Source organism: Arthrobacter sp. zg-Y1116 (genome assembly GCF_024385485.1).
In the GTDB taxonomy this organism is placed as follows: Bacteria; Actinomycetota; Actinomycetes; order Actinomycetales; family Micrococcaceae; genus Arthrobacter_B.
Genome location: NZ_JANFLR010000002.1, coordinates 519,793 through 534,244 on the forward strand (window position 1 = coordinate 519,793; position 14,452 = coordinate 534,244).

Here is a 14,452-nt window from a genome sequence, read left to right on the forward strand (position 1 = left end):
CAACCACACTGTGCCTGGCAAAATCCAGGCACCAAAAGAAGGTAAAACTGTGAAGTCTGATATCCACCCCAAGTATGCTCCGGTTGTCTTCCGTGACCTCGCGTCCGACACCGCTTTCCTGACGGCCTCCACCGCCACCTCCTCCAAGACGATCGAGTGGGAAGACGGAAACACCTACCCGCTCATCGAGGTGGAAATCTCCTCTGCATCGCACCCGTTCTACACGGGCAAGCAGCGCATCATGGACTCCGCCGGCCGCGTGGAGCGCTTCAACGCCCGCTTCAAGGGCTTCGGCGCAAAGAAGTAGCCAGTAACGGAAATACAGCAGTACTTAGAGAAAGGTCCGCCGGCATCAGCCCGGCGGGCCTTTCCCTGTAACAGGGGGCCGTGCGGTCCCGGCAGAGCGGTTCGGAGCTAAGGAGTCTTGATGGCAAGCACGGATAACAAGGGGCGCCGGCACGGGGAATACAAAGTGCCCGGCGGAAAACTTGTTGTAGTGGACCTGGAAGTCCGTGACGGCAGGCTGGCCGATGTGTCCCTTGGCGGCGACTTCTTCCTGGAACCTGATGAAGCACTCGGGGATATCAATGCCGCCCTCGAGGGGCTGCCTGCCGAGACGACGTTCGGTGATATTGCCGTAGCCGTCCGCTCCCGGTTGTCCCCGGATGCGGTCCTCTTCGGCTTCTCGCCCGAAGCCGTGGCCACCACCGTGCGCCGCGCCCTGGGCAAGGCCACCGGCTGGGGCGACCACCAGTGGGAGATCATCCCGCCCACCCCGCTGTCCACCCACATGCATGTAGCCATGGACGAGGTCCTGGCGGAGGAAGTGGGCGCCGGTAAGCGCAACCCCACGCTCCGGTTCTGGGAATGGGAGTCGCCCTCAGTGGTGATCGGCAGCTTCCAGTCCCTGAAGAACGAGGTGGATCCGGAAGGTGCGGACCGGCACGGCGTCACCGTTGTCCGGCGCATCACCGGCGGGGGTGCCATGTTCATGGAGCACGGCAACGCCATCACCTACTCCCTCTACGTTCCCCAGTCCCTGGTGGACGGACTCAGCTTCGCGGATTCCTACCCCTTCCTGGACGGCTGGGTGATGGAATCCCTGAAGAAGCTCGGAATCTCCGCCTGGTACGTTCCGCTGAACGACATTGCCACCGACCAGGGCAAGATCGGCGGTGCCGCGCAGAAGCGCTTCAGCAGCGGCGGAATGCTGCACCACGTCACCATGTCCTACAACATCGACGCGGACAAGATGGTGGAGGTGCTGCGCATCGGCAAGGAAAAGCTCTCCGACAAGGGCACTACCAGCGCCAAAAAGCGCGTGGACCCGCTTAAGCGGCAGACCGGGCTTTCCCGCGAAGACATCATTGCAACCATGATGGACACCTTCGCCGCGCGTTACGGCGCCGTGGAGGCATCGATCTCCGAAGAGGAGCTTGCCCTCGCGGAGCAGAAGGTCGCCGAAAAGTTCGACACCCCGGAGTGGCTGAGCCGCGTTCCCTAACCCGCGGGCCTGCGGGCCGTCGAACTACCCCGGCGGCGGTCCGTAGGCCTAGACTGCGGAGATGGAGAAAAAGTCGCTGACCGCCCTCGCCCGCCAACACATGGAATCCTCACGGCAGGCGGCCAGCGGACGCAGCGCCTCCACCGTCTACGGCGGACACGAGCACGTGCTGCGGCAGACCGTGATCGCCCTCCGGGCCGGGTTTGTTATGGACGAGCATGAGAATCCGGGCGAGGCTACGGTCTACGTCCTCAAGGGCCGGGTTGCCCTCGCTGCCGAGGGAAACAGCTGGGACGGCTCCGCGGGAGACCTGCTGATTGTTCCGCAGGCACGGCACTCCGTCGAGGCCCTGGAGGACTCGGCCATCCTCCTCACCGTCGCCAAGCCGCAGCTGGCCTGACCCGGGCCTACAGTCCGGCCGCCTGGACGCGCAGGGACCGAAGCAGCTGGTCCTGCTGCTCGATAATGATCCTGCGCAGCGCGCCCGGCGCGTGGGGATGGAGCTCCAGCCATTCGACCGATTTCTGCACCACCGGATGGTCGGCCGGCACCATGCCCGCTGCTGCGTCCTGGTGCCCCGGGTAGAGCCCGCCGACCACGCGTGAAGCCAGCTCGATGCTGCGCGCGGACCAGACCCCGGTAAGGGAGGCGAAATAGTCCTCTATGTATCCGTCGAGCAGCTCGTGGCTGCCCAGGCCGAACCCGGTGATTGTCGCCGAGAGCAGTTCATTGGAGAGAGTGTCGGAGTGCACTGCTGCCTGCCATGCCGCGGCCTTTACCTCCGGATCCGGGAAGGCAGCCGCAGCGGTGGTGTGGCCCACCCGGCCCGACGCCGTGGTATCCCGTTCCAGCTCCGCATCCAGTTCCGCGCGGCTCGCGGAATCTGTGGCCGCAAGTGCAACCCAGAGGCGCCAGCGAAGATCGGAATCCACTGCCAGGCCTTCGACGCCGGCGCTGCCGTCCAGCAGTCCGCGCAGGAGCTGGTTGTAGGTGCTGCTGCGCCGTCCGGCGCCGGCGGCGGCCCGGGCCCAGATGATCTGCCGGTCGCTGCCAGGTGCCGCCGACTTCAACTGCTCGGCAATATGCGCGTAGAACTCCTCACGCAATCCGTCCCGCCGCGACGTCGGTGCGTAGTACTCGATGGCACTGAGGGCGTTGTCCAGCAGTACCTGCAGGACGCCGGCACCGCTTTCCTGCGGCGCCACCCGCTGGACCAGCCGTACGTAGTCCTTGGCGCTGAGGACACCGTCACGGACGCTGTTCCACAGAGCTGAGAGCGTGATGGCCCGGGCCAGGGGATCGCTGAGCCGGTGCAGGGACTCCAGCAGGGTGCCCAGCGACGCGTCGTCGAAGCGGATCTTGGCGTAGGTAAGGTCCTCGTCATTGAGCAGCAGAAGCGCCGGACGCTGCCTGCCGAGCAGTTCGGGTACCTCCGTCCGTGCACCGGCGACGTCCAGTTCCACGCTGTCGGTGCGGACCAGCGCGCCGGCGGCGTCGAAATCGTACAGGCCGACGCGGAGCCGGTGCGGCCGGGGGACCTGTTCGCCGCTGACCGGATCCGGAGCATTCTGCCGGATGACCACGGAAGTGTAGGCACCGGCGTCGTCGGTTTCGGTCTCCGGAACCAGGACCGGAACGCCAGCGGTCTGGAGCCACCGGCTGGACCACAGCGCCATATCCCTGCCGGACGCCGCTTCCAGGGCGCCGAGGAGATCCGCGAGTGTGGTGTTGCCGAAGGCGTGGGCCCGGAAGTACCCGCGGGCGGCTTCAATAAAGGTATCGAACCCGACGTAGGCCACCAGCTGCTTGAGCACCGAGGCACCCTTGGCATACGTGATGCCGTCGAAGTTCTGCTTCGCTGCCTCCAGATCGGGAATGTCCGCCACGATGGGGTGCGTGGTGGGCAGCTGGTCCTGGACGTAGGCCCACGCCTTGCGCCGGTTCGCGAAGCTGACCCACGAGTTGGTGAAGTCGGTGGCGCGGTCCACGGCCAGGGCGCCCATGTAGTCCGCGAAGGACTCCTTGAGCCACAGGTCGTCCCACCATTTCATGGTCACCAGGTCGCCGAACCACATATGCGCCATCTCATGCAGGATGGTGTTTGCCCGCGCCTCGTACTGCGCCTCCGTAGCCCGGGACCGGAACACATAGGCCTCCGTGAAGGTCACCAGGCCGGGATTCTCCATGGCGCCGAGGTTGTACTCGGGAACAAAGGCGGAATCGTACTTCCCGAAGGGATAGGGGAAGGCAAAGAGGCGGTGGAAGTAGTCCAGTCCCCGCTTAGTGACCGCGAAGATGTTTTCCGGGTCGAAATACCCGGCCAGGGAGGAACGGCAGTACGCAGCCAGCGGAACGTGCAGATCGGTGCCGTCGTCGAGCCGGACGGACCACTCGCCATCGGCGCGGTGGTACGGCCCGGCGAGGACTGTGGTGATGTAGGTGGAGATGCGCTGGGTGGGGGCGAACTCCCACCGGCTCAAGGTGCCGTCACCCAGCGGTGTCCGCTGCGTTTCGACGCCGTTGGAGGCCACTTCCCAGCCGGTCGGTGCCGTTACGGTGAAACTGAAGGATGCCTTCAGGTCCGGCTGCTCAAAGTCGGCAAACACGCGCCGCGCGTCGGCGGGCTCGTACTGCGTGTAGAGGTAGGTCTGCCCGTCCGCCGGGTCGCGGAAGCGGTGCAGGCCCTCGCCGCTGCGGCTGTAGAGCGCCGTGCCGTCCACGGTGACGGTGTTTTGCTCCTGCAGGCCGGGCAGGTGGATCCGGGATTCGTCCACAACGTCCGCCAGGTCCAGCTCGACGCCGTTCAGGACCACCGAGGATACACCGCCGTGGATGAAGTCCAGGAACGTCCCGGCACCGGGCTCTGAACAGCCGAAGGTTATGGTGCTTCGCGACCGGAAGCCTGCGGCGTCCTGGTCCCGGGCATTGCCCAGGTCCAGCTGGACGTCATAGGAGGTCACGGACAGCAGGCGGGATCGCAAAGCGGCTTCGTCACGGCTCAGGTTCTGGTTAGGCACTTGTTCATTCAATCACTTCTGCAGCCCCCGGCAGTGCCGCATGACGTGGCCGGCTCCGCACGCGGCTCCGAACCGCTGCTGCCTGCAGTCGTTCCATTACTGCAGTGAAGGACAACGAGGCCAGCACTATGAAATACGGCGCGTAGAGATAGAGGAACCGTGCGCGGGCCTCGAAGAGCAAGAGGAACAGGAGCAATCCGAGCAGTGCAATCCGCATTGCCGAAAGCTCCGGGCGCAGGAGGCGGGGCGTCCGCAGGAACAACGGCACGGCCACGAGGGCAAGGACCGCGAACCAGGTTCCCTGCCAGAGGGAGAGCAGCCAGTGGAAGTTCGGACGGGTATTGCCGAACAGGTCCTGGATGCCTTGGTCTGCCGGGCGGGACGAAAGGAAATCTTCCCCGGTCAGCACTCCTTCGCCCCAGGAGAAGAAGGAACCGTCTCCGGTGAACCACGCCAGCTTGTGGTGAAGGAAGACAACGTAGCCGCCCGGTCCCATGCTGGACACCCGCTCCGCGTACGTTTGCACCCCTTGCCGGAATTTCTCCTCTTCGCCGGTGAGGGCAACCGTGCTCTGGTAATCATCCTCGTTGTACGTGCCGTAGTAGGGGCCGTGGGGTCCCTGCGTAGTGCCTGCTCCGACCTTCAGGAAATGGCCGGGGTTCATCGCGCGGGGATTGTCCTCGATATCGAACGCAATGACCGGGGTTTGTTGTTCGAAGGCCGCGATCAGCCGGTTGCCGATGAAGAAGCTCCCCCCAACAACCACAACCGCCAGAATCAGGACTCCGGGGGTCTTCCGGGATGCGAGCAGGCATACCGCCGTGATGCCGGCAGCCACCACGCAGATCAGCACGGTGGGTTTGATTCCGTAGCCCACTGCGGCCACCGCACCCGCAAGGATCCACAGCGGCACGCGGACGGCAAGCCGGGCCGAACGGCGGGAAGCAAGCAGCAGGCAGAGGATCAGGACGGTGAACAGCACGCCCGCCGTGTCCGAGTAGAGCACTCCCGCCCACGGTGAGAGAACCAGAAAGACAGTTGTCGGCACCAGCGAAACGGCGGCGGCTGTCCGGCCGCCCAGCATGCGTACCGCGCAATAGGTCAGCACCGTCCCGGTGAAGAGCACCAGCCCGTTGAGGAACGCCGTGATCATTCCCAGGTCCTGGTAGCCGAGCGAGAGCGCGAACTCGTAGTACGCCGCCACCAGCAGCACCAGGAGCAGGTTGTTCGGGTTGGTCTCGAAATAGGGGGTGACGGAGTCAGCGGTTTTGCCTGCCAGTCCGGCGGCGGCATCGGCGATTGCATGCGCGTCCCAGTCCGGGGGCAGCCGAACGGCGTAGGCCACCCGCAGCTGCAGGATCAGCAGCAGGACCCACACCGCTGCCCACGGCAGGTACGTCAAGGCGCGGTGCCGCTCAGCCAGCGGCGCCGCTTTTCGCAGCAGCCAATACAGCCCCGCCATCAGCACCGGCACGGACGCCGCGGCCAGAAGGGCCCATCCGGTGCGGTACCGCGAAATGCCGTAGTGCGGGTCAACCACGTTGGTCAGCAGGGACCACAGGATCAACGCACAGAGCACCAGGCCGGCAGCAGCCGGTAAGTCCGCGGGCCGCCGGCGGGATCGCGACGACGCGGCATGACGCCGTTGGACGCCGCCGACGGTGTGTTGCGCAACGCCTTCTCCGGACATGGCTCACGAGTCCTAGTTGGCTGGCGGGGGAGTTGGGTGGCGGGACTGGTTCTGCCCTGGCGGAACCCCGGTCCCACTATCCGGCCAGCAGCACCGCCACGGCTAGGCCCAGCCCGGATATCAGGGCCCACGAGGTCAACGCCGCTGCCGCCGCGCGGAAACCGGAGGCGAACAGCGCCTTCACCCGGACACCGGCCCCCAGTGCAAACAACGCCGCGGCAAACAGCAGTTCCTGCAGGACGGCGGCGGCTTCCAGCGCCGCCCCGGGCAGCACGCCCCAGGTGCGGACCAGGATCAGCGCGAGGAACCCCAGGACAAACAAGGGGACCAGCGGAGGGCGCTTGCCCTGCACCGGAAGCTGCGCCTCTGCGCGGCGGGCCAGCAGCCCGGCGGCTGCGGTCATCGGGGCCAGCAGCACCACCCGCGCCAGCTTCACGACGACGGCCGCCGCCAGCGCCGCGGTTCCTGCGGTCTGCGCCGTGGCGACTACCTGTCCGACGTCGTGCACGGACGCCCCGGCCCAGGAGCCGAAAACTTCCGGCGGCAGGTGCAACACCCTGCCGGCAAGCGGCAGCGCTGCAATGGCCAGCGTGCCGCAGAGTGTTACCAGGGCGACCGGTACCACCGTTTCTTCGGTGCGGGTCCTGCGGACTGCGGCCATTGCCCCGATGGCGGAAACACCGCAGATGGAGAACCCTGCAGCGATCAGCACCGGTTCATCACCCGGAAGGCGGAACAACCGGCAGATGACGTAAGTCCCCGCGAACGCCGCCAGCACCAGCGCCACGATCAGCAGCAGTGCTGTCCAGCCCAGTCCCGCGATATCGACCAGCGAGACCTTCAGCCCCAGCAGCACGATTCCGAGGCGCAGGAATTTGCGCGCGGCCAGGGCCAGTCCGGGCTTCCAGGAGCCGACGGCCCGGTCCGCGGTACCGGGGAGGTTCGCCGCCAGCAGGCCCAGTACGACTGCTGCCGTCAGGACAGGCACCGCCGGCAGGAGCAGATGCACCAGGAAGGAGGCGGCGACGGCGGCCGCAGCGGTCAGCAGCCCGGGGACGGTGCGTTGCAGGCGGGCACGCCGGGAGGGCGGCACGGGGGAGGATGCGGCGGTGGAGGCTGCGGAGGAATCTGGCACGTTTACACCCTGCCGCAGACGCTGCCGTTATCCAAAGCGCTCCAGCTTTCCGCCTTCCCGGCCCGGGCCGCCCGCCGTTGGCATACTGCTGCCAAGGCCTGCGTTGCTACCATTGGGGCACCATCCTCAAGGAACCGGGAAGCGCCCATGAGTTCGCAAGGCAACAGTGGAAGCGTCCCAGGCGTTTCCATGCAGCAGCAGATCCAATCCCCGTGGTTGTTCCCCGCAGAAGAGGTGGCAGCGGCGCTGGGAACCGACCCGGAGACCGGGCTCGACGCCGGCGAAGTCCGGGACCGGCTGGCCCGTTACGGGCCGAACCAGCTCGCCGAGGGCAAAAAAGTACCGGTGTGGCGGAAGGTCCTGGCCCTGCTCTCGGACCGGCTGACCATCGTCCTGATCATCGCCGCGGTGGTCAGTGCCGTGGTCTCCCGCGAGTGGGAAACCCCGGTGGTGATCCTGCTGGTCATCATCCTCAACACCACCCTGAACTATGTGCAGGAGCAACGGGCCGAGAACAGCCTGGAAGCCCTGCGCAACGCGTCGGTCGACAGCTGCCGGGTGCTGCGGTCCGGCAACGCGGTAACGGCGGAACGGACGGAGCTGGTGCCCGGCGACGTCGTGCTCCTTGAGGCGGGGGACAGCGTGCCCGCGGACGGACGGCTGCTGGAGGCCGTGCGCCTGCAGGTGGCCGAGGCGGCCCTCACCGGCGAGTCCAAGCCCACCAACAAGATGGTCGCCCCGCTGTCGGATCCGCAGCTGCCCGTCGCGGACCGCACCAACCTGCTGTTTATGGACACGGATGTGACCCGAGGGCGCGGCGTGCTGCTGGTTACGGGGACGGGCATGGAAACCCAGATCGGCACCATCGCGCATTTGCTGGGCAGTACCGCGGAGGAAAAGACCACCCTGCAGCGCAGCATCGACCAGCTGGCACGGGTCCTCACCTACATCGCCTTCGCCGTCGTTGCCCTCGTGTTCGTGCTGGGGCTGCTGCGCGGGGACAGCTGGGAAGACCTGTTCCTGACCGCCGTTTCACTGGCCGTGGCCACCATTCCCGAGGGGCTGACCGCCGTCGTGGCCTTCACCCTCGCCATGGGTGCCTCCCGGCTTGCCGCACGCGGGGCGATCATCAAGCAGCTGGCAGCCGTGGAGACCCTCGGCAGCACGTCGCAGATCTGCACGGACAAGACCGGCACGCTCACCCTCAACGAAATGACGGTGCGGCGGTTGTATTCGCCCGAGGGCCGCCGGTTCCGGGTGACCGGAAACGGCTATTCCACGGACGGAAAGATCCTCAGCCCCGACGGGCAGTCCGCCCCCTTGCCGCCGGAGGCGTTTATGGCCATGGCGCTGTGCAATGACGCCTCGGTCGAGGACGGCAGGCTGACCGGAGACCCGACCGAGGGCTCCCTCGTGGTCCTGGCGGAAAAGGGCGGGATCGACGTCGCCGGCGCCCGTGCCACCCACCGGCGCATCGCCGAAGTTCCGTTCGACTCCGACTACAAGTTCATGGCCACGTTCAACCGCTCCGACGACGCCGCGGCCGCCGTGCACTGCAACGTCAAGGGGGCGCCCGGCGTGGTCCTGGACCGGACAGCGTTCCTGCAGACCCCGGACGGCCTGGTCCCGCTGGACCCCGAGGAACGCGCGCGCATCTCCCGCGACGTGGAGTCCCTGGCCAACGCCGGCCTGCGGACCATGGCGGTAGCCGGGCGGGTACTGGATGCACCGCTGCCGTCCAGCCCGGATGCGCTGTTTGCCGAGGCCGCCAACCTGGTGCTGTACGCCGTCGTCGGGATCCTGGATCCGCCGCGGCAGGAGGCAGCCGAAGCCATTGCCCGGGCGCGGGCCGCCGGGATCGACGTGCACATGATCACCGGGGACCATCTGGTCACGGCTTCGGCGATTGCCAGGGACCTCGGGATCGAGGGCAGGGCCGCTGCGGGCACGGCGCTTGACGCCATGGATGATGCAGAGCTGCGGCGGCAGGCGCCGCAGCTGGGGGTGCTGGCCCGGGTTTCCCCCGAACACAAGATCCGGATTGTGGAGGCGCTCCAGGCGGACGGCTACATCGTGGCCATGACCGGCGACGGCGTGAATGACGCTCCGGCGCTGAAACGCGCCGACATCGGGATTGCCATGGGTATCACCGGCACCGACGTGTCCAAGGGTGCGGCCAAGATGATCCTCACCGACGACAACTTCGCCACCATCGTGGCGGCCGTCGAAGAAGGCCGCGGCATCTACGACAACATCCTGAAATTCGTCCGGTTCCAGCTGACCACCGCGTGGGGCTTCGTGCTGATCTTCCTCGCGGCGGCAACCTTCGGCTTCGCCGGCGGGGCACCCTTCACCGCACTGCAGATCCTGTGGGTGAACATCATCATGGACGGTCCGCCCGCCCTGGCCCTCGGTGTGGACCGGACCGACCCGGACGTGATGAAAAAGCCGCCCCGGCCGGCCACCGAGCCCCTGCTTACGGGCCGGCGGATCGCCGTGCTGACAATGCTCGGCATCGTGATGGCGGTGGGTACCTGCACCGTCCTGGTCAATGCTCCGCGGTGGTTCCCCGAAAGCGCCGGCAGTACCAACTTCGCCACGACCATGGCCTTCACCACCTTCGTGTTCTACCAGGTGTTCAACCTGTTGAACGTCCGCTCCGAAACCGGCAGCGTCTTCACGCTGCGGACCTTCACCAACCGCGCCATCTGGGTTTCCCTCGTCGCTGTGGTTGTACTGCAGATCCTGGTGGTGCAGCTGAGCATCTTCGCGGGCATCTTCGACACGGTGCCGCTGACCTCAGCGCAGTGGTTCCTCTGCTTCGCCGTCGGGGCGACCGTCCTGGTGGTCTCCGAGATCGGCAAGGCGGTGCAGCGGCTGTCCGCCCGCCGTCGTCGGCCGGGGCCGGTGCCGAAGGCCTACCAGGGGGAGGGCTTGTAGTCCTTGAGGAAGACCCCGTACTGGTCTTCGCCGTTTTCGCCCATCACGATCGGGTCGTAGACGCGGGCCGCGCCGTCGACCAGGTCCAGCGGCGCGTGGAAGCCTTCCTCCGCCAGGCGCACCTTGGTGGGGTGGGGACGCTCGTCGGTGATCCAGCCGGTGTCCACGGCCGTCATGAGGATCCCGTCCGTTTCCAGCATTTCCTCGGCACTGGTGCGCGTGAGCATGTTCAGGGACGCCTTGGCCATGTTGGTGTGCGGATGGCCGGGTCCCTTGTAACGGCGGGAGAACTGCCCTTCCATGGCTGAGACGTTCACGATGTACTTCCGCCGTGCCGGAGACGCCGCCATCGCGGGGCGGAGCCGGTTGACGAGCAGGAACGGCGCCGTGACGTTGCACAGCTGCACCTCCAGCATTTCCAGCGGGTCCACCTGGTCCACCACCTGCGTCCAGCTGTTGATCGGCGCCGTGTCCGGGACCAGCCCGCCGGCGTCGATTGCCGTTCCGGCCTCCATCCGCGCCAGCGACGAAGAGCCGGCGGTGAGCGCCAGGGCCGTGACGGCGTCGGCTGCCAGCACCGGATGAGCGGCGACTGACCCGGCCAGCGCCGTGGGATGCGCGTCGTAGGTGTGCCCGAAGGTGACCAGCTCGGGCATGGGACCGTCCGGCAGCGGTGCCAGTTCGGCGTCGGTCAGCGGGCGGTAGGCGTTGGAGGACCGCCGGACGGTCTGGGCGGCATTGTTGATCAGGATGTCCAGGGGACCGGCCTCCGCCACGGACTCGGCAAGCGAGATGACCTGGGCCGGGTCACGCAGGTCGATGCCGACAATGCGCAGCCGGTGCAGCCAGTCCGCGGAGTCTTCCATCGCGGCAAAACGGCGTGCAGCGTCCTTCGGGAAGCGGGTGGTGATGGTGGTGTGCGCACCGTCGCGCAGGAGCCGCAGGGCGATATACATGCCGATCTTCGCGCGGCCGCCGGTCAGCAGTGCCCGCCTGCCGGTCAGGTCGGTGCGGGCGTCCCGCTTGGTGTGGCTGAAGCCCGCGCACTCGGGGCAGAGCTGGTGGTAGAAGGCATCCACTACGGTATAGGGCTGCTTGCAGATGTAGCAGTTGCGCGGCTTGAGCAGCGTGCCGGCGGACGGTCCGTGCGCCGCGGTGGTGAGCTGCGCACCGCGGGTTTCATCATCAATCCGGTCAGCGGCGCCGGTGGCCGTGAGGGCGACAACGGCGCGGTCCGCCTCGGCGACGGCGGTGCGCTTTTCGTTCTTCCGGTGCTTCTTCACGGATTTGAACATCTTGGCGGTGGCCCGCCGGACCGCGACGTAGTCGGGGTTTTCTTCCTCCAGGACATGGATGGAAGCCAGGACCTTCAGGGCTGTCTGGATTTCTTCCGGGCTTAGTTCAGGGGTACTCATGGGGGCCTTTACGCTCATCGGCACCGGAGGATCCACAGTGCAGGCGCACCGTGTGCGCCTTCCGAGGATACCGGAGAAGACCGCAGGCACCCGTATCGGGGGCGGGGGCACCGGGATATCTCACACCCGGCACCCCGCCCCTGACCGTTTAGTTCTCCGGGACGCGCTGTCCCTTGCTGAGCACGGTGAGGCCGGACTCGGTCACGGTGAACCCGCGGCTGAGGTCCAGTTCCCGGTCCACTCCCACGGTGGCACCGGCGGGGATGCGCACGTTCTTGTCGATGATGGCCCTTCGGACCACCGCGCCCTCACCCACATGCACCTTGTCCATCAGCACCGAGTCGGTCACCTCGGCGTTGGAGGCCACGTAGACGTCCTGCGCCAGCACGGACCCCGTCACTGTGCCGCCGGAGATCACGGTGCCGTCGGACACGATCGAGTCGACGGCGGTTCCGGCCTGGTCGGAGGCGCTGCGGACGAACTTGGCGGGCGGGGAGATGCTCTGCCGCGTGTAGATGGGCCACTTCAGGTTGTACAGGTTGAACGCCGGCAGCGGCGAAATCAGGTCCATGTTCGCGTCGTAGTAGGAATCCAGGGTGCCCACGTCACGCCAGTACTGGTGGTCGCTGCCGGTGGCACCGGGAATGATGTTCCGGGTGAAGTCGTAAACGGCAGCATCGCCGCGTTCCACGAAGTAGGGAATGATGTCCCCGCCCATGTCGTGCTTGGTGACCAGGCGCTCCTCGTCCCACTGCAGCGCCGAGACCAGGGCATCGGTGTTGAACACGTAATTGCCCATGGAGGCCAGGAAGCTGCCCGGATCATCCGGAAGTCCGGGGGTGGTCTCCGGCTTTTCCACGAACGCAGCGATGCGCTCCGGGTTCTCGGAATCGGTTTCGATCACGCCGAACTGATCCGCCAGGTGCAGCGGCTGCCGCACGGCGGCAACGCTGACCGACGCGCCGGAAGCAATGTGCGCCTCGACCATCTGGGAGAAGTCCATGCGGTACACGTGGTCCGCACCGATGACGACGACGATGTCCGGCTGGGCATCCTCAATCAGGTTCATGGACTGGTAGATGGCGTTCGCGCTGCCCAGGAACCAGCTCTTGCCCACCCGCTGCTGTGCGGGCACGGAGGCTACATAATTCTGCAGCTGGGTGGAAAGCCGCCAGGTTTCAGAAATATGCCGATCCAGGCTGTGGGATTTGTACTGGGTCAGGACCACGATCTGCAGGTACCCGGAGTTCACCAGGTTTGAAAGTGCGAAGTCGATGAGGCGGTAACGTCCGGCAAAGGGAACCGCCGGTTTAGCCCGATCTGCTGTGAGCGGCATTAGCCGTTTACCCTCGCCGCCTGCGAGAACTACTGCCAGGACCTTCTTTGGCGCCATTGTCATGAACCTCTTCCGAAAATAAGTCTACTGACTTCAGACTAGATCACTGGTTGCCCGGTGCACTACGTTGGTTTAGTGCGAGTAGATATTGTGTCGAAGGAATTCCCGCCGGAAATCTACGGAGGAGCAGGCGTTCACGTTGCCGAGCTCAGCCGGGTCCTGGCCGGAGAAGTAGATCTCCATGTGCATTGTTTCGGGGCCCCGCGCCCCGAAGATTTCCACGGAGCCAAAGTAAAGAGTTATGAGGTGCCGGCGGAACTCCAGTCCGCGAATCCTGCCGTGCAGACCCTCGGGACAGACCTTGAAATCCTGGGCGGACTGGCCGGAGCGGACCTGGTCCATTCACATACCTGGTATGCCAATATGGCCGGCCACCTGGGATCGCTGCTGCACGGCGTTCCGCACGTGCTCAGCGCCCACAGCCTGGAGCCGCTGCGGCCATGGAAGGCCGAGCAGCTCGGCGGGGGATACGCCGTCTCCTCCTGGGTGGAGAAAACCGCCTACGAGGCAGCCGCCGCCATCATCGCCGTCTCCGAGGGCATGCGCCAGGACATCCTGCGCAGCTACCCCGATGTGGACCCGGACCGGGTTCGGGTAGTCCACAACGGCATCGATGTGCAGCAGTGGCAGCCGGATATCGACCCCGACGGCGTCCGTGCCCTCGACATTGATCCGGACCGTCCCAGCGTGGTCTTCGTTGGCCGCAACACGCGCCAGAAGGGTGTGCCCTACCTGCTGCGCGCGGCGGCAATGCTGCCGCCGGAGGTCCAGCTGGTGCTGTGTCTCGGCGCAGCCGACACGCCTGAACTGGCTGCGGAAACCGCCGTGCTGATCGAGGAACTGCGGCGCACCCGCACCGGCGTCGTGGTGATTGAGCGCATGCTGCCGCGCGCCGAGCTGATCAAGGTCCTCTCCATCGCCACCGTGTTCGCCTGCCCGTCGGTCTACGAGCCGCTGGGCATCGTGAACCTCGAGGCCATGGCCTGCGGGACCGCCGTCGTCGCCAGCGCCACCGGGGGTATCCCCGAAGTCGTCGATACCGGCGTCACCGGGCTGCTGGTGCCCATCGAGCAGGTCACCGACGGGACCGGCACGCCGCTGGACCCGGAGAAATTCGTGCGGGACTTCGCTGCTGCGCTGACCGAAGTGGTCACGGATACGGAGCTGGCCCGGCGGATGGGCGAGGCGGGCCGCATCCGGGCGACCGAGCAGTTCTCCTGGGAGTCCATCGCGGAGGAGACCCTCGCGGTGTACCGCTCCGTCCTGGCCTAGGCCGGGCGGGGGATCCGAACGCCCAAAGGGCGCCCTCGCACAGTGTGCGACGGCGCCCTTCGGCTTTCGCCTGCCCGTCCTGC

At 66.5% G+C, this 14,452-nt stretch carries 10 protein-coding genes; 5 read left to right on the forward strand and 5 right to left on the reverse strand.

Annotated elements, in window-relative coordinates; all coding sequences use genetic code 11:
- Positions 1 to 49: 49 nt before the first annotated feature.
- The 3 genes from NNX34_RS09155 (at position 50) to NNX34_RS09165 (ending at position 1,904) form a co-directional block, all read left to right on the forward strand.
- Positions 50 to 307 (forward strand): type B 50S ribosomal protein L31, encoded by a 258-nt coding sequence (locus NNX34_RS09155; RefSeq protein WP_146361982.1) that lies wholly within the window; start codon positions 50 to 52, stop codon positions 305 to 307.
- Between the two features lie 120 nt (positions 308 to 427).
- Complete coding sequence (locus NNX34_RS09160) at positions 428 to 1,504, forward strand: biotin/lipoate A/B protein ligase family protein (RefSeq protein ID WP_255766213.1); 1,077 nt, start codon at positions 428 to 430, stop codon at positions 1,502 to 1,504.
- A gap of 61 nt (positions 1,505 to 1,565) precedes the next feature.
- Positions 1,566 to 1,904, forward strand: a complete 339-nt coding sequence (locus NNX34_RS09165) for a cupin domain-containing protein (protein WP_255766214.1) — start codon at positions 1,566 to 1,568, stop codon at positions 1,902 to 1,904.
- Positions 1,905 to 1,911: 7 nt separating this feature from the next.
- On the opposite strand, the gene pepN is transcribed toward NNX34_RS09165, so the two are convergent.
- From pepN to NNX34_RS09180, 3 genes are all read right to left on the reverse strand, one after another.
- Positions 1,912 to 4,521: an aminopeptidase N gene (gene pepN / locus NNX34_RS09170; protein WP_255766215.1), complete on the reverse strand. Its 2,610-nt coding sequence runs from the start codon at positions 4,519 to 4,521 to the stop codon at positions 1,912 to 1,914.
- A gap of 4 nt (positions 4,522 to 4,525) precedes the next feature.
- Entirely contained in the window at positions 4,526 to 6,211 is a 1,686-nt protein-coding gene (locus NNX34_RS09175; protein WP_255766216.1) for a hypothetical protein, read from the reverse strand.
- Between the two features lie 76 nt (positions 6,212 to 6,287).
- On the reverse strand, positions 6,288 to 7,304 hold the full coding sequence (locus NNX34_RS09180) for a putative sulfate exporter family transporter (RefSeq protein ID WP_255766586.1): 1,017 nt from the start codon (positions 7,302 to 7,304) through the stop codon (positions 6,288 to 6,290).
- A 231-nt stretch (positions 7,305 to 7,535) separates the two neighbouring features.
- Between NNX34_RS09180 and NNX34_RS09185 the strand changes: the two genes are divergently transcribed.
- A complete protein-coding gene (locus NNX34_RS09185) occupies positions 7,536 to 10,286 on the forward strand; it encodes a cation-translocating P-type ATPase (RefSeq protein WP_255766217.1) in 2,751 nt (916 codons plus the stop codon).
- Here NNX34_RS09185 and NNX34_RS09190 read toward each other — a convergent pair.
- Both NNX34_RS09190 and glgC read right to left on the reverse strand, forming a co-directional pair.
- Complete coding sequence (locus NNX34_RS09190) at positions 10,265 to 11,701, reverse strand: SDR family oxidoreductase (protein ID WP_255766218.1); 1,437 nt, start codon at positions 11,699 to 11,701, stop codon at positions 10,265 to 10,267. The two genes, NNX34_RS09185 and NNX34_RS09190, sit on opposite strands and share 22 nt — an antisense overlap.
- A gap of 148 nt (positions 11,702 to 11,849) precedes the next feature.
- Positions 11,850 to 13,100 carry a glucose-1-phosphate adenylyltransferase gene (gene glgC / locus NNX34_RS09195; RefSeq protein WP_308219733.1) on the reverse strand — a complete coding sequence of 417 codons (1,251 nt, stop codon included), beginning with the start codon at positions 13,098 to 13,100 and terminating at the stop codon, positions 11,850 to 11,852.
- A gap of 72 nt (positions 13,101 to 13,172) precedes the next feature.
- Here glgC and glgA point away from each other — a divergent pair, with 72 nt between their 5' ends.
- A complete protein-coding gene (gene glgA, locus NNX34_RS09200; RefSeq protein WP_255766219.1) occupies positions 13,173 to 14,369 on the forward strand; it encodes a glycogen synthase in 1,197 nt (398 codons plus the stop codon).
- The last annotated feature ends 83 nt before the right edge of the window (positions 14,370 to 14,452 follow it).

Excerpts from the sequence above, each read along its gene's own strand:
- NNX34_RS09160 (WP_255766213.1), top strand. The coding sequence starts at position 428 with ATGGCAAGCACGGATAACAAGGGGCGCCGGCACGGGGAATACAAAGTG.
- NNX34_RS09165 (WP_255766214.1), top strand. The coding sequence starts at position 1,566 with ATGGAGAAAAAGTCGCTGACCGCCCTCGCCCGCCAACACATGGAATCC.
- NNX34_RS09175 (WP_255766216.1), bottom strand. The coding sequence starts at position 6,211 with ATGTCCGGAGAAGGCGTTGCGCAACACACCGTCGGCGGCGTCCAACGG.
- NNX34_RS09185 (WP_255766217.1), top strand. The coding sequence starts at position 7,536 with ATGCAGCAGCAGATCCAATCCCCGTGGTTGTTCCCCGCAGAAGAGGTG.
- NNX34_RS09190 (WP_255766218.1), bottom strand. The coding sequence starts at position 11,701 with ATGAGTACCCCTGAACTAAGCCCGGAAGAAATCCAGACAGCCCTGAAG.
- glgC (WP_308219733.1), bottom strand. The coding sequence starts at position 13,100 with ATGACAATGGCGCCAAAGAAGGTCCTGGCAGTAGTTCTCGCAGGCGGC.